Annotated in this window: 19 protein-coding genes and 1 pseudogene; 5 read left to right on the top strand and 15 right to left on the bottom strand. The window is 49.6% G+C overall.

Annotation, left to right across the window (positions count from 1 at the left end; translation table 11 throughout):
- Window positions 1–123: 123 nt before the first annotated feature.
- Window positions 124–903, top strand: coding sequence for an envelope biogenesis factor ElyC (elyC, locus tag BEA93_RS16150; RefSeq protein ID WP_105224798.1), 780 nt, complete (start codon window positions 124–126; stop codon window positions 901–903).
- Here elyC and BEA93_RS16145 read toward each other — a convergent pair.
- From BEA93_RS16145 to BEA93_RS16080, 14 genes are all read right to left on the bottom strand, one after another.
- Window positions 880–1773, bottom strand: a complete 894-nt coding sequence (locus BEA93_RS16145) for a YcbJ family phosphotransferase (RefSeq protein WP_000436936.1) — start codon at window positions 1771–1773, stop codon at window positions 880–882. The genes elyC and BEA93_RS16145 overlap by 24 nt on opposite strands.
- A gap of 152 nt (window positions 1774–1925) precedes the next feature.
- Window positions 1926–2672: a 3-deoxy-manno-octulosonate cytidylyltransferase gene (gene kdsB, locus BEA93_RS16140; RefSeq protein WP_000011587.1), complete on the bottom strand. Its 747-nt coding sequence runs from the start codon at window positions 2670–2672 to the stop codon at window positions 1926–1928.
- Complete coding sequence (gene ycaR, locus BEA93_RS16135; RefSeq protein WP_000350069.1) at window positions 2669–2851, bottom strand: protein YcaR; 183 nt, start codon at window positions 2849–2851, stop codon at window positions 2669–2671. Before ycaR ends, kdsB begins: the two co-directional genes overlap by 4 nt.
- Window positions 2852–2902: 51 nt before the next feature.
- The gene (gene ycaQ, locus BEA93_RS16130) at window positions 2903–4135 is read right to left on the bottom strand and encodes a crosslink repair DNA glycosylase YcaQ (protein ID WP_105224799.1); all 1233 of its coding nucleotides are present in this window, start codon (window positions 4133–4135) and stop codon (window positions 2903–2905) included.
- A gap of 35 nt (window positions 4136–4170) precedes the next feature.
- Entirely contained in the window at window positions 4171–5157 is a 987-nt protein-coding gene (lpxK, locus tag BEA93_RS16125; protein WP_016261878.1) for a tetraacyldisaccharide 4'-kinase, read from the bottom strand.
- The gene (gene msbA, locus BEA93_RS16120) at window positions 5154–6902 is read right to left on the bottom strand and encodes a lipid A ABC transporter ATP-binding protein/permease MsbA (protein ID WP_000551252.1); all 1749 of its coding nucleotides are present in this window, start codon (window positions 6900–6902) and stop codon (window positions 5154–5156) included. Before msbA ends, lpxK begins: the two co-directional genes overlap by 4 nt.
- A gap of 36 nt (window positions 6903–6938) precedes the next feature.
- Complete coding sequence (locus tag BEA93_RS16115) at window positions 6939–9203, bottom strand: ComEC family protein (protein WP_105224800.1); 2265 nt, start codon at window positions 9201–9203, stop codon at window positions 6939–6941.
- 205 nt (window positions 9204–9408) lie between these two features.
- Window positions 9409–9693, bottom strand: coding sequence for an integration host factor subunit beta (gene ihfB, locus BEA93_RS16110; protein WP_000167336.1), 285 nt, complete (start codon window positions 9691–9693; stop codon window positions 9409–9411).
- 159 nt (window positions 9694–9852) lie between these two features.
- A complete protein-coding gene (gene rpsA, locus BEA93_RS16105; RefSeq protein WP_000140327.1) occupies window positions 9853–11526 on the bottom strand; it encodes a 30S ribosomal protein S1 in 1674 nt (557 codons plus the stop codon).
- Between the two features lie 110 nt (window positions 11527–11636).
- Window positions 11637–12320, bottom strand: a complete 684-nt coding sequence (gene cmk, locus BEA93_RS16100) for a (d)CMP kinase (protein WP_000125014.1) — start codon at window positions 12318–12320, stop codon at window positions 11637–11639.
- A gap of 172 nt (window positions 12321–12492) precedes the next feature.
- Window positions 12493–13257, bottom strand: coding sequence for a metallopeptidase YcaL (gene ycaL, locus BEA93_RS16095; protein ID WP_016248550.1), 765 nt, complete (start codon window positions 13255–13257; stop codon window positions 12493–12495).
- A 168-nt stretch (window positions 13258–13425) separates the two neighbouring features.
- Complete coding sequence (gene aroA, locus BEA93_RS16090) at window positions 13426–14709, bottom strand: 3-phosphoshikimate 1-carboxyvinyltransferase (RefSeq protein ID WP_000445220.1); 1284 nt, start codon at window positions 14707–14709, stop codon at window positions 13426–13428.
- 71 nt (window positions 14710–14780) lie between these two features.
- On the bottom strand, window positions 14781–15869 hold the full coding sequence (gene serC, locus BEA93_RS16085) for a 3-phosphoserine/phosphohydroxythreonine transaminase (protein ID WP_000057146.1): 1089 nt from the start codon (window positions 15867–15869) through the stop codon (window positions 14781–14783).
- A gap of 197 nt (window positions 15870–16066) precedes the next feature.
- Complete coding sequence (locus BEA93_RS16080; protein ID WP_000642842.1) at window positions 16067–16759, bottom strand: DUF421 domain-containing protein; 693 nt, start codon at window positions 16757–16759, stop codon at window positions 16067–16069.
- A 129-nt stretch (window positions 16760–16888) separates the two neighbouring features.
- Between BEA93_RS16080 and ycaO the strand changes: the two genes are divergently transcribed.
- The 4 genes from ycaO (at window position 16889) to pflA (ending at window position 23182) form a co-directional block, all read left to right on the top strand.
- Window positions 16889–18649, top strand: coding sequence for a 30S ribosomal protein S12 methylthiotransferase accessory factor YcaO (ycaO, locus tag BEA93_RS16075; protein WP_001516111.1), 1761 nt, complete (start codon window positions 16889–16891; stop codon window positions 18647–18649).
- A 406-nt stretch (window positions 18650–19055) separates the two neighbouring features.
- On the top strand, window positions 19056–19913 hold the full coding sequence (gene focA, locus BEA93_RS16070) for a formate transporter FocA (protein WP_000642551.1): 858 nt from the start codon (window positions 19056–19058) through the stop codon (window positions 19911–19913).
- A 54-nt stretch (window positions 19914–19967) separates the two neighbouring features.
- On the top strand, window positions 19968–22250 hold the full coding sequence (gene pflB / locus BEA93_RS16065) for a formate C-acetyltransferase (RefSeq protein WP_001292821.1): 2283 nt from the start codon (window positions 19968–19970) through the stop codon (window positions 22248–22250).
- A 191-nt stretch (window positions 22251–22441) separates the two neighbouring features.
- The gene (gene pflA, locus BEA93_RS16060; protein WP_000111043.1) at window positions 22442–23182 is read left to right on the top strand and encodes a pyruvate formate lyase 1-activating protein; all 741 of its coding nucleotides are present in this window, start codon (window positions 22442–22444) and stop codon (window positions 23180–23182) included.
- A 142-nt stretch (window positions 23183–23324) separates the two neighbouring features.
- Here the strand turns inward: pflA and BEA93_RS26370 are convergent.
- Window positions 23325–23401, bottom strand: a pseudogene (locus BEA93_RS26370) (hypothetical protein); the annotation flags it as partial.

Here is a 23401-nt window from a genome sequence, read left to right as displayed (position 1 = left end):
CGGTTGGCTAAGACGTTTTCTGATAAAGGCGCTATTTTGTCACAGCCGAGGCGAGAATGAACCCGTCTGGTGTAATATCACTGCCGATCCCTCGCTATATGGTTAAAAAAGGAACCAGAAAGGATGCTTTTTACACTGAAAAAAGTGATTGGCGGTATGCTGCTGCCACTTCCGCTGATGTTGCTGATTATTGGTGCTGGCCTGGTGCTGCTGTGGTTTAGTCGTTTTCAAAAAACCGGGAAGATATTTATTAGCGTAGGATGGCTGGCACTTTTGTTATTAAGTTTGCAACCGGTAGCAGATCGTCTGCTGCGCCCCATCGAAAGCACCTATCCGACATGGAACAATGTACAAAAAGTGGACTATATAGTGGTGCTGGGCGGCGGCTATACCTGGAACCCGCAGTGGGCGCCAAGTTCAAATTTAATCAATAACAGTCTGCCACGCCTGAATGAAGGCGTGCGTTTGTGGCGTGAAAATCCGGGATCAAAGTTAATCTTCACGGGTGGTGTGGCAAAAACCAATACGGTGAGTACAGCAGAAGTGGGGGCCAGAGTGGCGCAATCGCTGGGTGTCCCACGCGAGCAGATTATTACGCTGGATTTACCGAAAGATACCGAAGAAGAAGCCGCAGCAGTGAAACAGGCAATTGGTGACGCCCCTTTCCTGTTGGTGACCTCTGCGTCTCATTTGCCGCGCGCGATGATCTTTTTTCAACATGCAGGGTTAAATCCGCTACCTGCCCCCGCCAATCAACTGGCGATCGATTCACCGCTTAACCCGTGGGAACGGGCAATCCCGTCTCCGGTCTGGTTGATGCATAGCGATCGGGCCGGTTATGAAACGCTTGGCCGCATCTGGCAGTGGTTAAAAGGTTCATCAGGCGAGCCACGGCAAGAGTGATTTTGATGCCAGATCGAAGTTGCTCCGACTAAACCGTCCGGTATTGACCAGTTGCGCAACTTCATCCCATAACACATATAGCCAACGTCGCCAGATGAACGACTCCGCCACTGGCGCGCGTTGCAGGTAACTCCAGAGTAAATCTTCTGCCAGCGTATTATCCATTAGTCGGAACAGTTCATACTCTCGCGGTGCCCAAAGCATTAATCCCGGCCCGACCATCGCCAGTAGTTGATCGCTGCGCGAATCTTTCAACATGCTACGCAAACAGAAATTGCCGTGAATCAGCACACAATTGTCGTTAAATCCTTCAAATAATGCTGGAAGACATTCGCGGGTGCGGAACAGAATCCGCTTATCCTGCATGGTTAAACCGGTGTTATTGAACTGATTGAGCGTGGTCCATAACACTTCAATATGTTGCCGATACCAGGAGGGCCAGAAATTTTCCTGGGTATTATCCACTGCGCCAACGCAACCGCGACTGTCCTGTCGGTGCCAGGCCAACAGAGCTTCAACAATTTGCTCTTTCAGATGCTCCCAACGTTCCGGTGTACGTGCAGGTGCTTCCACAGAAACACCACGCATCCGCTCCAGTAACAGGACATCGGGGCCTGGGTGTTCTTCATGTGTCATCACACCATAAATAGTTGGCATACGGATAGTCCCGCTGCGCGCCAGCATGGTGGTTTTCCATGCCAACTGTCGTGCTTGCCCTGGCGTACTAAAGCTTCTTGCCAACAGCGGCATTGGGTTTCCCTGGCTGTCATACAAAGCCCACAACGCCGTATTCGCTTTTTCATTGACACACTCAATACGACTGAGTTTTTCACCCAGTAAATGGCTTAATTCGGCACGCAGCTGTTCCATTCAGATTACCCTCATAAAAGCTACTGCCTTCATAATGAGCGCCAATGTAAAAGATGTCACCTGAATGAGATCAATTGTTGAAAAGAAAAATGAGGAAAATCGTAACGGTACGACACTCCCCCGAAAATCGGGTGGAGTGTCGTGAAATTAACTTAGCGCATTTCAGCGCGAACGCGCTCGAGATCTTCAGGGGTATCCACACCTGTACCAGGAACTTCCCGGGCGACAGCAACATGGATTTTTTCGCCGTACCACAGTACGCGAAGCTGCTCTAACATTTCGATGTGTTCTAACGGGCTTGGCTGCCAGTTAACATAACGGCGGATAAAACCTGCACGGTAGCCATAAATACCGAGATGCCGCAGGAAGTTATCACCAACGGTTTCCAGACTTTTTGCAAAACGGTCACGATCCCACGGAATGGTGGCACGTGAAAAGTAAAGCGCATAACCTTCAGCATCAAGAACCACTTTAACCGCATTCGGATTAAAGACTTCTTCCGCATTGTGGATAGGTACAGCCAGGGTAGCCATTCCCACTTCACGCTGGGCGAGATTATCGGCAACCTGACGAATGATTGTTGCAGGGATCATGGGTTCATCACCCTGCACATTAACAATCACCGTATCGTCACTGAACGCGCATTTTTCGACAACTTCCGCCAGACGCTCAGTGCCTGATTGATGATCGGCGCGCGTCATGCATACTTCACCACCCGCAGCTTCAACGACGCGGGCGACATCGTCATGATCGGTTGCCACGATGATGCGATCGGCACCTGATTCGCGGGCGCGCTCAAGGACATGAACGATCATGGGCTTGCCGTTAATATCGACCAGCGGTTTACCGGGCAGACGCGTAGAAGCGTAGCGCGCGGGAATAATGACCACAAAACTCATGATTTACTCTCATCGGCAGTCAGTACACGGGCTTCCGTTTCCAGCAGAACTGGAATGCCATCGCGCAGCGGGAAAGCCAGGTTATCCAGTTTGCAAATCAGTTCTTGTTTTTCCTGGTTATACCAAAGTTTGCCGTTGCAAACCGGGCAGGCAACGATTTCAAGCAGACGATGATCCATAGTTCCTCCAGATGGATCGGGTTATGAATGCATAAATCTTATCATAATCATTTATGCGTAGGGGGCTATTTCCCAGCCAGTGCGGCAATCGGTAAAAAGATCGGGTGGGCAGCGCCCTAATGTCACTCGCGTCGCCTGCTGCCAGCTAGCAAAATCGGTAATCGCCAGGCGTAACCCTTTTTGAAGAGAAGCTGTCGGTTTGATGCCATCCTGTAACCAGAGGGAGATAACTTCAAGAATGCCCGCCTGGCGATGTATTTTGGCATCCATTCGCCCGACTAATTGCCCACGATGTAGTAACGGCAGAACGAAATAGCCATACTGGCGTTTCGGCGCTGGCGTGTAGCATTCCAGCCGGTAGCTAAAATCAAAAAGTTGCTCTGCACGTTTACGATCCCAGACGACAGGGTCAAAAGGTGACAGTACAGTGCTATGCGTCGCGGTTAGTTTCCCCGCGAGAGCTGTTTCGAGAAGAGGCAACAAGTCAGCATGCAGCCAGAGTTGTCCTAATCTCTCCACATTTATGGGGATAATTTGTTGCTGTTCAGCACATAGATCACGCCAGGCCGACAGTGCAGGACGTTTCAAACGATAATAATCCGCCAGCCACTGTTCGCGGAATATTCCCAGGCAACGCGCGCTGTTATCCAGCATGGCGATTTCTGCTTCTGTTTGCGAAACGAGATCACGCTCATCATCCCAGTGAGGCATGACGCGATGGGTTAGATCATAAACTCGCTGGAAGTTGCGCCGTTCAACTACCATGACTTTTCCGGCAGTAAATAAGCCTTCCAGATGCCGTTTATGGGGCTTCCACTCCCACCAACCGCTTGCCCCTTTTCGGGGATGTTCAAAATCGGCTGAACGTACCGGTCCGTTATCTTGTATGTGCTGAATTAACTGTTCAATTTCTGCTACATGTTCCTGCATCCAGGCGTCTTTGTATTTCCAGCCCATTTTTTCAGGTGCCAGCATTCGGTGGCGAATAAGACGAAAATCGCTACGCGGCATAAAGCAGGCTTCATGCGCCCAGTACTCCATTAATTCGCCACGTGTCAGTGACTCATCCAGCCACTGCGGAGAATAATTACCAAGGCGACTAAAAAGTACCAGATAAGGGCTGCGGGCAACGATATTGATAGTGTCGATTTGTAGCAGGGAGATACGGGAGATAGTTGACAGGATATCTTCTGGCGACGCACGACGGCGGGATTTGTTTAACAGGCCTTGCGCGGCAAGGTGAAGATTACGCGCATCGGCAAGGGAAATATACGGCAGCGTCATCATGGCTCCATCTATTGAACGCTGCCGCGGCGGAATTAGTTGCCAGAAGCCAGCGAGGAAAGTTGCGCGAGCAGTTTCTCTGGTTCATCGCCCGAAAGCTGTGCGTCAACGGGCAAATACCACCAATTTTCTTCTGCAAAGGCCCGGCATTTCACCGCATCTTTTTCAGTCATGATCAGCGTTTGCCCGGCACTTAACAGTGCGCTGACATCCGCATGATTCAAAGACTGATGATCGGCCAGCGGAACACATTTTTCTGGTTGAACACCGCACATCTTCAGCGTGGCAAAAAAGCGCGGCGGGTGACCAATCCCCGCCATTGCTACCACATGTTCAAGTTGTGCAACATCACAACGCGTACCAGTACGCAAATTCACAGCCTGACCCGGCAGCAGATGCATTGGGATTTCACCATTGTGCGGTACACCGCCGTTGACGATTACCGCATCAACCGATTTTAAGCGCCCCGCTCGCTCACGCATTGGCCCCGCGGGCAACCACCAGCCATTACCAAAGCGACGCACACCATCGATGACGACAATTTCTACATCTCGCGCCAGGCGATAATGCTGTAGACCGTCGTCAGTCACGATGAGTTGTACATCAGGATGCTGCGCCAGAATCACTTTTACTGCATCAGAACGTTCGGGAGAAACCGCAACAGGCGCACCAGTGCGCTGATAAATAAGCACCGGTTCATCACCCGCCTGTGCCGTGGTGGTATCTGCCGACAGTAACAACGGATACGACTCGGCCTTACCGCCATACCCTCTTGACACCACACCAACGCGAACACCGCATTTTTGCAGTTGTTCCACCAGCCAGACAACGACCGGGGTTTTTCCATTGCCACCTGCGGTGAGGTTACCGACCACCACAACTGGCACTGGCGCGCGCCATGCGCGTTTCAATTTTAATTTGTAGCAAAGACGGATTGCACCACTCACCAGGCCATACAGCCAGGAGAGTGGCAGCAACAGCCGCCACAAAGGCGATTCACCAGACCAGATTTTTTCAATCATTGGCCAAACTGCATTTTGTGAAGTTGCGCGTAGACACCACGGTGTTCAAGCAAATCGTTGTGCGTACCGCGTTCCACAATGACCCCGTCCTCGACGACCACAATTTCGTCTGCCTTTTCAATGGTAGACAAACGGTGGGCTATCACCAGTGAAGTACGGTTTTTCTGCAACTCATCCAGCGCCGCCTGAATTGCACGTTCAGATTCAGTATCCAGTGCCGAGGTGGCTTCGTCCAGAATCAGAATCGGGCTGTCACGCAACAAAGCACGAGCAATAGCAATACGCTGACGCTGACCGCCAGAAAGCAGTACACCGTTTTCGCCAATTACCGTATCGAGACCGTTATCCATCTTATTGATAAAGTCCATGGCATAAGCCATACGCGCCGCTTCTTCAATTTGCTCACGGCTGTACTGGTCAGTACGTGCGTAAGCAATGTTGTTGGCAACCGTATCGTTAAACAGATGGACATTCTGCGACACCAGCGCAACCTGATTACGCAATGACGCCAGGGTATACTCGCGTAGATCGTGACCATCCATCAGGATCTCGCCTTCATCGATATCGTAGAAGCGAGTGATTAAACTCGCGATGGTCGATTTACCCGAACCAGAACGTCCAACCAGAGCAACTGTTTTCCCTGCCGGGATTTTCAGGTTGATGTTACGCAAAGCAGGAACTTCACGCCCTGGATAGGTGAAGGTAACATTACGGAATTCCACATCGCCGGTAGCACGCTCAATCTCACGCTTACCTTCGTCTTTCTCCTGTTCACTATCCAGAATGGTGAACAGCGTCTGACAGGCCGCCATACCACGTTGGAACTGGGCGTTAACGTTGGTCAGCGATTTCAGCGGACGCATCAGTGCAATCATTGAAGAGAAAACAACGGTAATCGTACCGGCTGTCAGGCTATCCATCACACTTGGGAAGCTCGCCGCATACAGAACAAACGCCAGCGCCAAAGAAGCGATCAATTGAATGATCGGGTCAGAGATGGACGAGGCGGACACCATCTTCATCCCCTGCAAACGCATTTTGTTGCTGACCTTATCAAAACGCTTCGTTTCCACTTCCTGGCCACCAAAAATCAGCACTTCTTTGTGGCCTTTCAGCATCTGTTCCGCACTGGTGGTCACCTGCCCCATCGTGTTTTGCATGTTTTTACTGATGCTGCGAAAACGCTTCGATACGATACGAATTGCAATCGAGACAATGGGTGCCAGCACAATCAAAATGATCGATAACTGCCAACTGTAATAGAACATCATGGCGAACAAACCAATGATGGACGCACCTTCACGTACAACAGTAATCAGTGCGCCGGAAGATGACGAAGCAACCTGTTCAGAATCGTAAGTAATACGTGAAAGCAGAGTCCCGGTTGACTGTTTATCAAAAAATGAAACCGGCATTCCCATCATATGACCAAACAGGCGACGACGCATGGTCATTACCACTTTGCCAGATACCCAGGAGATACAGTAGCTGGAGATATAACTGGTGATACCACGTAAAATCATCAGCCCAATAACCACCAGCGGCATCCACATCAGCACGGAGCGATCTGTTTTACCAAAGCCATCATCAAGAAGTGGCTTAAGGAGCGATAACATGAAGGTATCGCTGGCCGCGTTGAGGATTAACGCTATGCCCGCCACGATCAGACCCGCTTTAAAAGGCGCAATGGTTGGCCACAGTCGGCGGAATGTCTGCCACGTAGAGAGATCTTTGTCGTTATGCATTCAAAAAACCAGCATTTGTTGAAATAGCCGCATATTCTACCCGTTATCCACTGGCACGCCAAACCACTGATGATACCAACGAGGTAAAATTTGCTCCCTTAGGCTGCGTACCAGCCAACCTTGCGCTGAAAAATCGACGGTTATTTGCCCCTGATTAGGGGTGTCAACCCATTGATATCCCTGAAGTTGATAGCGTCTTTTAACTTTACTGGAGGGTAGTCGCCACGCGTTATAGCGCGATGCCGATGCCAGTGCCACTTTTCCATTCACACGCTGAATTAATGGCAATGATGATGAGGTATTACTACCGTGATGGGGCACCTGAAGTAATGTCGCCTGCACATGCTGCCAGTAACGACTTAGCATTTTTTGTTCAGCTAGTGCTTCAATATCACCAGTTAAAAGAATGCTATACATTCCGTCATCAACCTTAACCACACAGGAATGGTTATTTCCTTTATCGTTGCTACCTTGTAAAGGCCAGTGCACACTAAAACGTAATCCTTGCCACTGCCACGCTTCGCCACGCACACAGGGCTGATGATGCTCCCCATTTAAAGGGCTTCTGACCCATAACGTCGGCCAGGTACGTAATATCGAGTCCAGTCCTCCCCGATGATCCAGATGTTCATGGCTAAGAATGACGCCTTCCGGTTCAAGGTTATGCCAGCGTAGCCAGGGGATAATAATTTGTTGCCCGCTGTCGCCCTCCGGCCAGGCAAGTCCCGTATCATAGAGAATCGCTTTGCCATTTCTCGCAATCACCATTGCCAGTCCCTGGCCGACATCAAGCATATACACCTGCCACTCGTCGGGCTGTGGTTTTTGCCACAGCGGCCAGCACATCATAATGCCTCCAGCCACACACACCACTGGCAGTGTTCGCCATACGTTTAGTCGCCATACTATCAACAATAACCAGGGAGAAAATGATAGCCATTGCCAACGTTCAGCAATGTTGATCCATCCTTCCGGCAAACTCTTTAACCCCCAGAAAAGTAAAGCCAAAGACCTGTCGGCAAGCAACCATAATCCTTGCTCCACAATTAATGGTCCGCTTAAATGCACGATCATCGCGGCAAGCGTCAACGGAACAGTAATAAATGTCACTAAAGGAATGGCAAATAGATTTGCTATAAACGAGGTCAGGCTAATGCCATGAAATATGACGATTTGTACAGGCATTAACAGGAGCGTTATTCCCAGTTGCAGATGGATGAGAGAAACCATCGCACGCACTGCAGGTGGCAGCGACCATACCGGACAGGGAAACCACTGATACCAAAAAATAAGCGCCGCCACCGCGGCGGCAGAGAGCCACAAGCTTTGCGAGAGAATGGCAACAGGGTCCATCAGCAATATTACTGCAAGGCAGCATATCCACACATCCCAGCCACTCCATTGTCGACCACTTAACTTAAGCATTCCCCACGTTGCAAGCGCCACTACGGTACGCAATGCGGGAGGTTGCATACCAGTCAACCATGCATAAAAAGCAGCACAGCAAATTCCGCCAATTAATGGTATCTGCCAATGGATCCAACGCCCAGGAAGGAAAATTTGCCCACTGCGAATAAGCCCTGCCGCCAGTAATGCCACAAAAGCAATGTGTAATCCCGATATCGCCATTAAATGCTCTGTACCGGTATTGCGCATAATATTTTTGATTTCTCTGGGTACAGATAACCGTTCACCCATACCTAAACCAAGAATGACCGTTTTCCACGGATAGGGTTGCAGAGACGTTTGTAAAGAGGCCAGATATTGCGCTCGCAGACTACAACTCGCTTCAATGACGCTTGCCTGCAGAAAGCGCCCGGTGAGCGGCTGATGCTGGGCAATGGCATAACGCTGGCTGTCAAAGCCGCCATCATTAAGCTGGCCGTGAACCGCACGAACGTTGAGTTTCATTGACCATTGTTGTCCGGCACAAACTGCTTGCGGCAGATATTCGCCATACAGCACGATGCCTGGCGCAGGGAAAAGACGTCGGCCTTGTAAGTGGGTAATTTGAGCGTAATGAGTGGTCATGCCATCAGTGGCAGTAATCTCGACGATTGCATCCTGCGTCGCACCAGCTAAGGCTTCTCCTACCCACATAACTTGCTTCGCCGCCAGTACGCCCCAAAGAAAAAACAGCAATATCAGCGTGAAATAACGAACAGCTTTAACAAGAATAAATGCCAGTACGCAGGCGAAAGTTGTAAGAACTGCAGTGGCTAACGTCCCGGGTAGTTGCGGTAATACCTGCAGTGGAAAAATCCCACAAATTACGCATACGCTGATCGTCGTTACTTTCATGCACCCCTCCCTGTTTTGGAAAGTGTGCAACTTTGTTCGGCAGTTGTCTGGTGGGTGTTTTGCTTTGCCCGAGGCGCGTTCAGAAGAATTTAACAGGAAGATGAAAACTGTACACAACTCTGCGAGACATCTTCCAGATTCAGATTACAGAAATGAAAAAAGCACCCGACAGGTGCTTTTTTCGCGTTCAAGTTTGTGTAAAAACTCAACCGTAAATATTGGCGCGATCGCGCAGTTCTTTACCTGGTTTAAAGTGAGGAACGTATTTTCCTTCCAGTTCTACTTTATCGCCAGTTTTCGGATTACGTCCGGTACGAGGTGCGCGGTAGTGCAAAGAGAAACTGCCGAAACCGCGGATTTCAATACGCTCGCCCTGCGCAAGAGTCGAGGCCATATGCTCCAGCATCTCTTTTACTGCATCTTCAACCGTCTTGGCGGGAATGTGCGATTGCTGGGTGGCAAGTCTTTCTATCAATTCTGACTTGGTCATGATTCCTCCGGTTCCTTAAAGGCAAATTTAGCGGCTGCTGTTGCTGCATTGATTAAGGGCGGCCGTAGCCGCCCTTAGTGCTTGATTACAGGACGAAACCTGCAATCTGTCAAGTAAACTCAACAAACTTCGGAATAAAAATCCCGAAGAGTCAGAGAATTACTCGCCTTTAGCTGCTTTGAAAGCTTCAGCCATTGCGTTGTTGGAGAAGTTTGCATCTTCCTGTTTGTTAACAGTTGCGATTGCATCTTTCTCGTCAGCTTCGTCTTTCGCACGAACAGACAGGCTGATTGCGCGGTTTTTACGATCAACGCCAGTGAATTTAGCTTCAACTTCGTCGCCAACGCTCAGAACCAGGGTAGCATCTTCAACGCGGTCACGGGATGCTTCAGAAGCACGCAGGTAACCTTCAACGCCGTCAGCCAGTTCTACGGTTGCGCCTTTAGCGTCAACTGCAGTTACTTTACCGGTTACGATAGCGCCTTTCTTGTTCAGAGCAACCCAGTTGTTGAACGGATCTTCTGCGAGCTGCTTAACGCCCAGGGAGATACGTTCACGTTCTGCGTCAACCTGCAGAACAACTGCAGCGATTTCGTCGCCTTTTTTGTATTCACGAACTGCTTCTTCGCCTGCAACGTTCCAGGAGATGTCAGACAGGTGAACCAGGCCATCGATGCCGCCGTCCAGGCCGATGAAGATACCGAAGTCAGTGATAGACTTGATTTTACCTTCAACACGGTCACCCTTGTTGTGGGTTTCCGCGAACTGCTGCCACGGGTTAGCTTTGCACTGTTTCAGACCCAGGGAGATACGACGACGTTCTTCGTCGATATCCAGAACCATAACTTCCACTACATCGCCAACGTTAACAACTTTGGACGGGTGGATGTTTTTGTTGGTCCAATCCATTTCGGAAACGTGTACCAGGCCTTCAACGCCTTCTTCGATTTCAACGAAGCAGCCGTAGTCGGTCAGGTTGGTTACGCGACCAGTCAGTTTAGTACCTTCCGGATAACGTTTAGCGATAGCTACCCACGGATCTTCGCCCAGTTGTTTCAGGCCCAGGGATACACGGGTACGTTCGCGGTCGAACTTCAGCACTTTAACAGTGATTTCGTCGCCCACGTTGACGATTTCGCTCGGATGCTTAACGCGTTTCCAGGCCATGTCAGTGATGTGCAGCAGGCCGTCAACGCCGCCCAGATCAACGAATGCACCGTAGTCAGTGAGGTTCTTAACGATACCTTTAACTTCCATGCCTTCCTGCAGGTTTTCCAGCAGTTGATCGCGCTCTGCGCTGTTTTCGGATTCGATAACGGCACGACGAGAAACAACAACGTTGTTGCGCTTCTGATCCAGCTTGATTACTTTGAATTCAAGCTCTTTGCCTTCCAGGTGCAGAGTGTCACGCACCGGACGAACATCTACCAGAGAACCTGGCAGGAACGCACGAATACCGTTCAGCTCAACAGTGAAGCCGCCCTTAACTTTGCCGTTGATAACACCGGTAACAGTTTCAGCATCTTCGTAAGCTTTTTCCAGCGTGATCCAGGCTTCGTGACGTTTAGCTTTCTCACGGGACAGCAGAGTTTCACCGAAGCCGTCTTCTACTGCGTCCAGAGCAACGTCAACTTCGTCACCTACCTGGATTTCCAGCTCGCCCTGGGCGTTTTTGAACTGCTCAGCCGGGATGGCAGACTCAGATTTCAGACCAGCGTCAACCAGTACTACATCTTTGTCGATAGCAACAACAACGCCACGAACGATAGAACCCGGGCGGGTTTCGATTTCTTTTAAGGACTCTTCAAAGAGTTGAGCAAAAGATTCAGTCATGTTTAATCTTCAGGTTTATATTTAACGTCCACCTGGCTCCGTGCCGGATGGGGTTGTTTAACATACCCGCTGTCATTCCATTGCAGCGGGGGTACTGCAAATTCGGTCGCTTATGCGAGAGCCAATTTTTGGCGCGCGTAGTGTAACGCTTTTTCAATCACTTGCTCAATGCTTAAGGTGGTGGAATCCAACACTAAAGCATCGGCTGCCGGAACCAACGGCGCTACCGCGCGATTACGATCGCGGTCGTCGCGTTCTTTGATCTCGGCCAAAAGGCGCTCAAAGTTAACACTAAAGCCCTTCTCCTGCAACTGTAGCATGCGGCGATGTGCACGTTCTTCTGAGGAGGCGTCAAGGAAAATTTTCACTGGTGCATCAGGGAATACCACCGTTCCCATATCGCGGCCATCGGCAATCAGGCCAGGTAATTCGCGAAATGCGCGTTGGCGACGCAATAATGCTTCGCGAACACGGGGAAATGCCGCGACTTGTGAAGCGGCATTCGCCACTTCCTGGGTGCGAATTTCACCACTGACATCTTCCCCTTCGAGGATCACTTCCAGATTGCCATTGGTCGATACAAAACGTACATCCAGGTGGGATGCCAGTGGCACCAGAGCATCTTCCGACGCCACATCAACATGGTGATGTAATGCCGCCAGTGCCAGTACGCGATAAATTGCACCCGAGTCCAGCAGATGCCATTGCAACGCTTCCGCCATAGCCTTACACAAAGTGCCTTTCCCTGCACCGCTTGGGCCATCAATGGTAATAACCGGGGCAATTGCCGTCATCTTTATCTCCTTAAAACAGGCGTACCGTTAACATAACCGCGCGCATTATACGCGCCAGCGCCACAAATCGTTAACGTTGTGTGCAAAAACCAGTTTTGTCTGTATTCAGATGGGGATTTATTGCGCAATTATAGCGGGCTGGCGAAAGACCAGCCCGAAAGATGACAATGATTTACTTACCAGAGGCGATACGGTCACGGATGTGTTGTGCACGCTCTGTTGATGGTGGATGAGAGTCAAACATAGACTGGGTACGACCGCCATCCAGGCTGGCCAGTTTTTCAAAGCTACCGACCAGTCCCTGGGTGTTGATGCCACGTTTCTTCAGCAGATCAAAGGAGAAATCATCTGCTTCGGACTCTTTATCGCGGGAGTACTTAGCATTGATAGCGCCTTCTGCGATATCGCCTAATTGTGAACGGGAAAGCTGAGAAGCCACACCGCTGGTTGCGGAAATCGCATCACGTGCGGCAACAATCGCATAAGAGGCTTTCATTTCAGCCAGAGAGTGACCCAATGCAACGTGCCCCAATTCATGGCCCAGAACGCCTTCAATTTCATTGTCGTTCATCATGTCCATCAGGCCACTGTAGACACGAACACAGCCGTTTGCCATCGCCCATGCGTTAACGTCGCTGGTCATATATACCTTATAGTTGACCGGCGTACCGTTAATATTGCTACCCAATGCTTTGGCGATTTTTGCCAGACGTTTACCGTACTTGCTGGATTTGCTAGCGACTTTGTTGCCGCTGTCCATTTCGACACAACCCTGATTGGCAATCGCTTTTGCATCGGCATCGCTTAACGTTACAGCTTTATAGGCATTTAAACCGGAGCTGATAGCCAGATCGGTATTAATACCGTGCGTATTCTGACACCCTGTCAGTAATGCTGCAGAGGCCGCAATCGCCAGCAGTAATTTAGTATTCTTCATGTGAATCATCCGTTGATTAATCATACATAAATATTATGTATCAACAACTTACATTGACAACTAACGCTACCATTAATACGAATGGCTCACAATGTCCGAAAAAAAACGCCGACAATAAACCGACGTTTTGATAAAGAAAGATCTGTCTATTTATTGCCTGATATTCGTTCAGGCTGGTTGGCTAATACGTTCCAGTTGCTCGAAGTAATCCGGGAATGTTTTAGCCGTACATTTAGGATCAAGAATCGTCACCGGCGTATCTGACAATGCTACCAGCGAGAAACACATTGCCATTCGGTGATCGTTATAAGTGGCGATCCCGGCAAATTTCAGTTTTTCTGGCGGCGTAATGCGAATGAAATCATATCCCTCTTCCACTTCTGCGCCGACCTTACGTAATTCGGTCGCCATCGCAAACAGACGATCCGTCTCTTTAACACGCCAGTTATAAATATTGCGCAGCGTGGTAGTGCCTTTAGCAAATAGCGCCGTCGTAGCGATAGTCATCGCCGCATCGGGAATATGGTTCATATCCATGTCGATAGCGTTCAGTTCACCACGCGTGCAGGCAATATAATCATCGCCCCAGCTAATGGTCGCCCCCATTTTTTCCAGTACGTCAGCAAAGCGAATATCACCCTGCATACTGTTGCGTCCAATGCCAGTCACTTTTACCGTACCGCCTTTAATCGCTGCTGCAGCGAGAAAGTAAGACGCCGAGGATGCATCCCCTTCCACTAAATAGTGGCCCGGTGACTGATAAGATTGACCGCCTTTTACTACAAATTGTTGATATTGCTTATTTTCAATCTCAACACCAAACGTCTTCATCAGGTTGAGCGTGATATCGATATAAGGTTTAGAAACCAGATCACCTTTAATCCGAATAACCGTATCTTCCGGCGCAAGCGGTGCGGTCATTAATAGTGCGGTGAGGAACTGACTGGAAACAGAGCCATCAACTTCGACATTGCCGCCAGTAAAACCACCCTGTAAACGCAACGGTGGATAATTTTCTTGTTCCAGGTAAGCGATTTTTGCCCCGCCCTGGCGCAGCGCATCGACCAGATGACCGATCGGGCGTTCTTTCATACGCGGTTCACCGGTCAGGACAATATTATTGCTTCCCAGACAAAGTGCCGCCGCCAGAGGACGCATCGCTGTCCCCGCATTACCGAGAAATAACTCCAGCGCACTTTCTGCGTGTAATGGACCGCCGTTACCGATAATTTCGCAACGCGTACGATCAGCAGAAAGCGTATAGCTCACCCCCAACGCCTGCAGTGCATTCAGCATATGGCGAACATCGTCGCTATCCAGCAGATTGGTTAATACGGTTTTGCCGTGTGCTAATGCCGCCAGCAATAAAGCGCGGTTAGAAACGCTCTTGGAACCGGGCAGATTAATGGTGCCATCAACACGGGCGATGGGTTGTAACGTCAGGGATTCCATGAACTCAACTCTCTACAACAGAAATAAAAACCCCACAGTCTGGCTGTGGGGGATTAAGCAAAATTTCGGCATTAGCCGTGACGGCGTTCGAACTCAACCATGAAGTCTGTCAGCGCTTTAACACCTTCCAGCGGCATGGCATTATAAATAGACGCGCGCATTCCGCCGACCACACGGTGACCTTTCAACGCATGAAGGCCCGCAGCGAAAGACTCTTCGAGGAACAACTTGTCAAGCGCACTGTCCGCCAACTGGAACGGCACATTCATCCGCGAACGGTTATCTTTTGCGACATCATTACGATAGAAATCGCTGTTATCTATTACGCCATACAGCAGTTCTGCTTTTTGCTGATTGATGTTGTCCATTGCAGCCACACCGCCGTTCGCTTTCAGCCATTTGAAGACCAGGCCAGATAAGTACCAGGCAAAGGTCGGCGGCGTATTAAACATGGAATCGTTATCGTTAAGGATGGAGTAATCCAGAATCGACGGGCATGCGATATTCGCTTTACCCAGTAAGTCTTCGCGAACGATGACGATCGTCAGGCCAGCCGGGCCGATATTTTTCTGCGCGCCAGCGTAAATCACGCCGTAGCGGCTGACATCAATCGGGCGGGAAAGAATCGTTGAAGAGAAATCGGCAGCGACTACCACATCTTTACCAAAGTCTGGCGTTTCATCGATGGCAATACCATCGATAGTTTCATTCGGGCAATAATGCATATAAGCAGCATTATCAGAGAGTTGCCATTCACGCATTGGCTTAACCGCGCGCAAACCATCAACAGTCACTTTGGCGTCAAACACATTTGGCGTGCAGTATTTTTTCGCTTCTTTGATGGCGCTTGCCGCCCAGTAGCCGGCATCAACATAATCTGCAGTGGTTTTATCACCGAGAATATTCAGCGGTACAGCCGCAAACTGACCCCGACCGCCACCATGGCAGAACAATACTTTATAGTTGGAGGGGACGTTAAGAAGATCGCGAAAATCCTTCTCGGCTTCCTCTGCAACCTGAATGAATTCTTTGCCGCGGTGGCTCACTTCCATCACCGACGTACCAAGACCGTTCCAGTCGCGCAGTTCCTGTTGAGCCTGTTTAAGCACCTCTGCCGGTAGCATTGCCGGACCAGAACTAAAATTGAAGATTTGAGCCATTTCCCCTCACCACGTTGCGTTGTTATTGACCCACGGTAATCGATTGCGACCCTGGGTAATACGTTATTCCTGTGACTATCGGTTTTATCATTCAGTGACGCGCGTCGCAATGGGTAAAACTGTTGCGGGTAAAAATGTGGTCCGCGTCACACAACAGAATATCTCGGATTCTAGTCAAAAAGCCGCTGTTTTTGCTGTCAGGTCACCCGTTTTACCCGACTTGCCTTCGTCCATTCTGGATTTGCACAGCGGGGACATAATTGTTTTTCACCTGCTTCCATATGAATGATTTCACTGCAACGGATACAGGCGTAGTCCGCCGACTCCGGCACCACTTTATAACGCTGAGTACAATCACTGGGTAAAATAAGTAATCCCGGTTTCACCTTTTCATCTTCAAAGAAATAGACGCTGATTTGCCCGTTGGTTTCAAGAATAGCCAGACGAACCTGTCCCAGTTGTTCCACACCACGCAACCGTAGCTCCATAAAAAACTCAAATTCCGTCATGTTGGAGTTATTAAGTTTCGACCAGGCCAGCTCACCATCTTCAATAATGACAACCGGCTTACCCTCCAACAGATCTTCCAGTTTTTCACTGTGCGCCATCGACCACATCACCAGGCGATATAACAACGCCAGAGTAATAAAGACAATAAGTACCGGGATCATCGGCACATCGTCATAAAATGCCACATCCCCAGCCGCCGACCCTAGTGTCAAAATGATTAACACTTCAAACAGCGACATTTGCCGCACGCCGCGTCTTCCGGTCATTTTGAGGAACAGAAAGACCAACACAAAGGTATAGAGACTGCGTAGGGCAACTTCGCCAAGGAAATCAAAAGGCACTTTATCGAATGCCATACGGTGGAGATCGAACGCCTTCATTTTTATGCTCTTATCGTGGTTTATCCACTAAAAGCATAGTCAACAGTTCATCGGCATGGCGGCGGTGATAGCGCCTTTGAGATAAAACCCGTATTATTGCGCGCTTTCCGTACGACTAAAGTGATTTTCATGACACAAACATTTATCCCCGGCAAAGATGCCGCTCTGGAAGATTCCATCGCTCGCTTCCAGCAAAAACTCTCCGACCTCGGTTTTCAAATTGAAGAAGCTTCCTGGCTGAATCCGGTGCCTAACGTCTGGTCTGTACACATCCGCGATAAAGAGTGCGCGCTATGTTTTACCAACGGTAAAGGCGCAACCAAAAAGGCGGCGCTGGCTTCTGCCCTCGGTGAATATTTCGAGCGTCTCTCTACTAACTACTTTTTTGCTGATTTCTGGCTGGGCGAAACCATCGCCAACGGCCCGTTCGTGCATTATCCCAACGAAAAATGGTTCCCACTGACCGAAAACGACGATGTGCCGGAAGGCCTGCTTGATGACCGTCTGAGGGCATTTTACGACCCGGAGAATGAACTGACCGGCAGTATGCTGATTGATCTGCAATCCGGTAATGAAGATCGCGGTATTTGCGGCCTGCCGTTTACTCGCCAGTCCGACAATCAAACCGTTTATATTCCGATGAATATTATCGGTAACCTGTATGTTTCCAACGGTATGTCCGCTGGTAATACCCGCAACGAAGCGCGCGTCCAGGGATTATCCGAAGTTTTTGAACGCTATGTGAAAAACCGCATCATCGCTGAAAGCATCAGCCTGCCAGAGATCCCGGCTGATGTGCTGGCACGTTATCCGGCGGTGGTTGAAGCCATCGAAACGCTGGAAGCGGAAGGTTTCCCAATCTTTGCTTATGATGGTTCGCTTGGCGGTCAGTATCCGGTGATCTGCGTGGTACTGTTCAACCCGGCTAACGGCACTTGCTTTGCCTCTTTCGGCGCACATCCTGATTTTGGCGTTGCACTGGAACGTACCGTGACTGAACTGCTGCAGGGCCGCAGTTTGAAGGACCTGGATGTATTTACTCCGCCAACCTTCGACGATGAAGAAGTAGCTGAACATACCAACCTCGAAACGCACTTTATTGATTCCAGCGGTTTGATCTCCTGGGATCTGTTCAAGCAGGATGCCGATTATCCGTTTGTCGACTGGAATTTCTCCGGCACCACTGAAGAAGAGTTCGCCACGCTGATGGCTATCTTCAATAAGGAAGGTAAAGACGTTTATATTGCTGATTATGAGCATCTGGGTGTCTACGCTTGCCGTATTATCGTGCCGGGCATGTCCGATATTTATCCGGCAGAAGATTTGTGGATGGCGAATAACAGTATGGGCAGCCATTTACGAGAAACGATTCTGTCGCTGCCAGGCAGTGAATGGGAAAAAGAAGATTACCTGAACCTCATCGAGCAACTGGATGAAGAAGGTTTTGACGATTTTACCCGCGTACGTGAGCTGCTGGGTCTGGCAACGGGGTCGGACAACGGCTGGTATACCCTGCGTATCGGTGAACTGAAAGCCATGCTGGCGCTGGCTGGTGGCGACCTGGAACAGGCTCTGGTCTGGACCGAATGGACGATGGAGTTTAACTCATCGGTGTTCAGCCCGGAGCGCGCGAACTATTATCGCTGCCTGCAAACCTTACTGCTGCTTGCTCAGGAAGAAGATCGTCAGCCACTGCAATATCTGAACGCGTTTGTTCGCATGTACGGTGCTGATGCGGTAGAAGCTGCCAGCGCAGCCATGAGTGGCGAAGCCGCGTTTTATGGCCTGCAACCGGTAGACAACGATCTACATGCGTTTGCCGCACATCAGTCACTGCTGAAAGCTTACGAAAAACTGCAACACGCCAAAGCGGCATTCTGGACAAAATAAAATCAAATAGCCTACGCAATGTAGGCTTAATGATTAGTCTGAGTTATATTACGGGGCGTTTTTTTAATGCCCCGCTTTACATATATTTGCATTAATAAAATAATTGTAATTATAAAGTTAAATATCGGTAATTTATATTTAATAAATACGATCGATATTGTTACTTTATTTGCCTGATGCCCCCCTTTTAATTAACTGTTTTAGCGGAGGATGCGGAAAAAATTCAACTCATTTGTTAATTTTTAAAATTTATTTTTATTTGGATAATCAAATACTTACTCCGTATTTGCATAAAAACCATGCGACTTACGGGCCTATAAGCCAGGCGAGATATGATCTATATCAATTTCTCATCTATAATGCTTTGTTAGTATCTCGTCGCCGACTTAATAAAGAGAGAGTTAGTGTGAAAGCTGACAACCCTTTTGATCTTTTACTTCCTGCAGCAATGGCCAAAGTGGCCGAAGAGGCAGGTGTCTATAAAGCAACGAAACATCCGCTTAAGACTTTCTATCTGGCGATTACCGCCGGTGTTTTCATCTCAATCGCATTCGTCTTCTATATCACAGCAACCACTGGCACAGGCACAATGCCCTTCGGCATGGCAAAACTGGTTGGCGGCATTTGCTTCTCTCTGGGGCTGATTCTTTGTGTTGTCTGCGGTGCCGATCTCTTTACTTCTACCGTGTTGATTGTTGTTGCCAAGGCGAGTGGGCGTATCACCTGGGGCCAGTTGGCGAAAAACTGGCTGAATGTCTATTTTGGCAACCTGGTCGGCGCGTTGTTATTTGTACTTTTAATGTGGCTTTCCGGCGAGTATATGACCGCCAATGGTCAATGGGGGCTGAACGTCCTACAAACCGCCGACCACAAAGTGCACCATACTTTTATTGAGGCCGTCTGCCTCGGTATCCTGGCTAACCTGATGGTATGCCTGGCGGTATGGATGAGCTATTCTGGCCGCAGCCTGATGGACAAAGCGTTTATCATGGTGCTGCCGGTCGCGATGTTTGTTGCCAGCGGTTTTGAGCACAGTATCGCAAACATGTTTATGATCCCGATGGGTATTGTAATCCGCGACTTCGCTACACCGGAATTCTGGACCGCTGTCGGTTCAGCACCGGAAAATTTTTCTCACCTGACCGTGATGAACTTCATCACTGATAACCTGATTCCGGTTACGATCGGCAATATTATCGGCGGTGGTTTGTTGGTTGGGTTGACATACTGGGTCATTTACCTGCGTGAAAACGACAACCATTAATGGCTGTCGAAGTACGCAGTAAATAAAAAATCCACTTAAGAAGGTAGGTGTTACATGTCCGAGCTTAATGAAAAGTTAGCCACAGCCTGGGAAGGTTTTACCAAAGGTGACTGGCAGAATGAAGTAAACGTCCGTGACTTCATTCAGAAAAACTACACTCCGTACGAGGGTGACGAGTCCTTCCTGGCTGGCGCTACTGAAGCGACCACTACCCTGTGGGACAAAGTAATGGAAGGCGTTAAACTGGAAAACCGCACTCACGCGCCAGTTGACTTTGACACCGCTGTTGCTTCCACCATCACCTCTCACGACGCTGGCTACATCAACAAGCAGCTTGAGAAAATCGTTGGTCTGCAGACTGAAGCTCCGCTGAAACGTGCTCTTATCCCGTTCGGTGGTATCAAAATGATCGAAGGTTCCTGCAAAGCGTACAACCGCGAACTGGATCCGATGATCAAAAAAATCTTCACTGAATACCGTAAAACTCACAACCAGGGCGTGTTCGACGTTTACACTCCGGACATCCTGCGTTGCCGTAAATCCGGTGTTCTGACCGGTCTGCCAGATGCTTATGGCCGTGGTCGTATCATCGGTGACTACCGTCGCGTTGCGCTGTACGGTATCGACTACCTGATGAAAGATAAACTGGCACAGTTCACCTCTCTGCAGGCTGATCTGGAAAACGGCGTAAACCTGGAACAGACCATTCGTCTGCGCGAAGAAATCGCTGAACAGCACCGCGCTCTGGGTCAGATGAAAGAAATGGCTGCTAAATACGGCTACGACATCTCTGGTCCGGCTACCAATGCTCAGGAAGCTATCCAGTGGACTTACTTCGGCTACCTGGCTGCTGTTAAGTCTCAGAACGGTGCTGCAATGTCCTTCGGTCGTACCTCCACCTTCCTGGACGTGTACATCGAACGTGACCTGAAAGCTGGTAAAATCACCGAACAAGAAGCGCAGGAAATGGTTGACCACCTGGTCATGAAACTGCGTATGGTTCGCTTCCTGCGTACTCCGGAGTACGATGAACTGTTCTCTGGTGACCCGATCTGGGCAACCGAATCTATCGGTGGTATGGGTCTCGACGGTCGTACGCTGGTTACCAAAAACAGCTTCCGTTTCCTGAACACCCTGTACACCATGGGTCCGTCTCCGGAACCGAACATGACCATTCTGTGGTCTGAAAAACTGCCGCTGAACTTCAAGAAATTCGCCGCTAAAGTGTCCATCGACACCTCTTCTCTGCAGTATGAGAACGATGACCTGATGCGTCCGGACTTCAACAACGATGACTATGCTATCGCTTGCTGCGTAAGCCCGATGATCGTTGGTAAACAAATGCAGTTCTTCGGTGCGCGTGCAAACCTGGCGAAAACCATGCTGTACGCAATCAACGGCGGCGTTGACGAAAAACTGAAAATGCAGGTTGGTCCGAAATCTGAACCGATCAAAGGCGACGTCCTGAACTACGATGAAGTGATGGAGCGCATGGATCACTTCATGGACTGGCTGGCTAAACAGTACATCACTGCACTGAACATCATCCACTACATGCACGACAAGTACAGCTACGAAGCCGCTCTGATGGCGCTGCACGACCGTGACGTTATCCGCACCATGGCGTGTGGTATCGCTGGTCTGTCCGTTGCTGCTGACTCCCTGTCTGCAATCAAATATGCGAAAGTTAAACCGATTCGTGACGAAGACGGTCTGGCTATCGACTTCGAAATCGAAGGCGAATACCCGCAGTTTGGTAACAACGATCCGCGTGTAGATGACCTGGCTGTTGATCTGGTAGAACGTTTCATGAAGAAAATTCAGAAACTGCACACCTACCGTGACGCTATCCCGACTCAGTCTGTTCTGACCATCACTTCTAACGTTGTGTATGGTAAGAAAACCGGTAACACCCCAGACGGTCGTCGTGCTGGCGCACCGTTCGGACCGGGTGCTAACCCGATGCACGGTCGTGACCAGAAAGGTGCTGTAGCTTCTCTGACTTCCGTTGCTAAACTGCCGTTCGCTTACGCTAAAGATGGTATCTCTTACACCTTCTCTATCGTTCCGAACGCACTGGGTAAAGACGACGAAGTTCGTAAGACCAACCTGGCTGGTCTGATGGATGGTTACTTCCACCACGAAGCGTCCATCGAAGGTGGTCAGCACCTGAACGTAAACGTGATGAACCGTGAAATGCTGCTCGACGCAATGGAAAACCCGGAAAAATATCCGCAGTTGACCATCCGTGTATCTGGCTACGCAGTACGTTTCAACTCGCTGACTAAAGAACAGCAGCAGGACGTTATTACTCGTACCTTCACTCAATCTATGTAATTAGATTTGACTGAAATCGTACTGTAAAAAGCGTACAATAAAGGCTCCACGAAAGTGGGGCCTTTTTTAGCAAGAGAGCCTTTTTTGTCAGCTATCTATACTTTAAGGTGACTGCCAAAACAGACTCGACGTAGCCTTCGAGCTGCGCACCAACACGGCCTCAGATGGGCCACATCTGGAGAAACACCGCAATGTCAGTTATTGGTCGCATTCACTCCTTTGAATCCTGTGGAACCGTAGACGGCCCGGGTATTCGCTTTATCACCTTTTTCCAGGGCTGCCTGATGCGCTGCCTGTATTGTCATAACCGCGACACCTGGGACACGCATGGCGGTAAAGAAGTTACCGTTGAAGATTTAATGAAAGAGGTGGTGACCTATCGCCACTTTATGAACGCTTCAGGTGGCGGCGTTACCGCATCTGGCGGCGAAGCAATTCTGCAAGCTGAGTTTGTTCGTGACTGGTTCCGCGCCTGCAAAAAAGAAGGCATTCATACCTGTCTGGACACCAACGGTTTTGTTCGTCGTTACGATCCGGTGATTGATGAACTGCTGGAAGTAACCGACCTGGTAATGCTTGATCTCAAACAAATGAACGACGAGATCCACCAAAATCTGGTAGGCGTTTCCAACCACCGAACGCTGGAGTTTGCCAAATATCTGGCGAACAAAAATGTGAAAGTCTGGATCCGTTATGTCGTAGTACCTGGCTGGTCTGACGACGACGATTCCGCCCACCGTCTTGGTGAATTTACCCGTGATATGGGTAACGTCGAAAAAATCGAACTCCTCCCCTACCATGAGCTGGGCAAACACAAATGGGTGGCGATGGGCGAAGAGTACAAACTCGATGGCGTGAAACCACCGAAGAAAGAGACCATGGAGCGCGTGAAAGGCATTCTTGAGCAGTATGGTCATAAAGTGATGTTCTAAAACATCACGTGCAGGTTGAATTTCGCCCTGCAATTTTGGCTCCCCTCCTGTTAGTGATAATCAGTAAGCCAGCGTTAGGAGCATTCTCAACGCTGGCTTGCTCGACTTAATTTCCGCGTCGTAATCTTCTGATTCTAGCTCGTTACCAGTCGGCGTAAGGTATCAGCGGCTGCGGCGGTAAATCCATGTCGCCCTGCCATCCGGCGGCGGAATACCGTA

Source organism: Escherichia sp. MOD1-EC5950 (assembly GCF_002965345.1).
In the GTDB taxonomy this organism is placed as follows: Bacteria; Pseudomonadota; Gammaproteobacteria; order Enterobacterales; family Enterobacteriaceae; genus Escherichia; species Escherichia marmotae.
Note: the sequence above shows the minus strand (reverse complement) of the source record. Positions and strands in the feature narration are given on the sequence as shown.

Coding starts and splice junctions, on each gene's coding strand:
- ihfB (WP_000167336.1), bottom strand. CDS start 9,693: ATGACCAAGTCAGAATTGATAGAAAGACTTGCCACCCAGCAATCGCAC.
- BEA93_RS16115 (WP_105224800.1), bottom strand. CDS start 9,203: ATGAAAGTAACGACGATCAGCGTATGCGTAATTTGTGGGATTTTTCCA.
- kdsB (WP_000011587.1), bottom strand. CDS start 2,672: ATGAGTTTTGTGGTCATTATTCCCGCGCGCTACGCTTCTACGCGTCTG.
- cmk (WP_000125014.1), bottom strand. CDS start 12,320: ATGACGGCAATTGCCCCGGTTATTACCATTGATGGCCCAAGCGGTGCA.
- ycaO (WP_001516111.1), top strand. CDS start 16,889: ATGACACAAACATTTATCCCCGGCAAAGATGCCGCTCTGGAAGATTCC.
- pflB (WP_001292821.1), top strand. CDS start 19,968: ATGTCCGAGCTTAATGAAAAGTTAGCCACAGCCTGGGAAGGTTTTACC.
- ycaR (WP_000350069.1), bottom strand. CDS start 2,851: ATGGATCATCGTCTGCTTGAAATCGTTGCCTGCCCGGTTTGCAACGGC.
- ycaQ (WP_105224799.1), bottom strand. CDS start 4,135: ATGACGCTGCCGTATATTTCCCTTGCCGATGCGCGTAATCTTCACCTT.
- pflA (WP_000111043.1), top strand. CDS start 22,442: ATGTCAGTTATTGGTCGCATTCACTCCTTTGAATCCTGTGGAACCGTA.
- ycaL (WP_016248550.1), bottom strand. CDS start 13,257: ATGAAGAATACTAAATTACTGCTGGCGATTGCGGCCTCTGCAGCATTA.
- elyC (WP_105224798.1), top strand. CDS start 124: ATGCTTTTTACACTGAAAAAAGTGATTGGCGGTATGCTGCTGCCACTT.
- aroA (WP_000445220.1), bottom strand. CDS start 14,709: ATGGAATCCCTGACGTTACAACCCATCGCCCGTGTTGATGGCACCATT.
- serC (WP_000057146.1), bottom strand. CDS start 15,869: ATGGCTCAAATCTTCAATTTTAGTTCTGGTCCGGCAATGCTACCGGCA.
- msbA (WP_000551252.1), bottom strand. CDS start 6,902: ATGCATAACGACAAAGATCTCTCTACGTGGCAGACATTCCGCCGACTG.
- rpsA (WP_000140327.1), bottom strand. CDS start 11,526: ATGACTGAATCTTTTGCTCAACTCTTTGAAGAGTCCTTAAAAGAAATC.
- lpxK (WP_016261878.1), bottom strand. CDS start 5,157: ATGATTGAAAAAATCTGGTCTGGTGAATCGCCTTTGTGGCGGCTGTTG.
- BEA93_RS16080 (WP_000642842.1), bottom strand. CDS start 16,759: ATGAAGGCGTTCGATCTCCACCGTATGGCATTCGATAAAGTGCCTTTT.
- BEA93_RS16145 (WP_000436936.1), bottom strand. CDS start 1,773: ATGGAACAGCTGCGTGCCGAATTAAGCCATTTACTGGGTGAAAAACTC.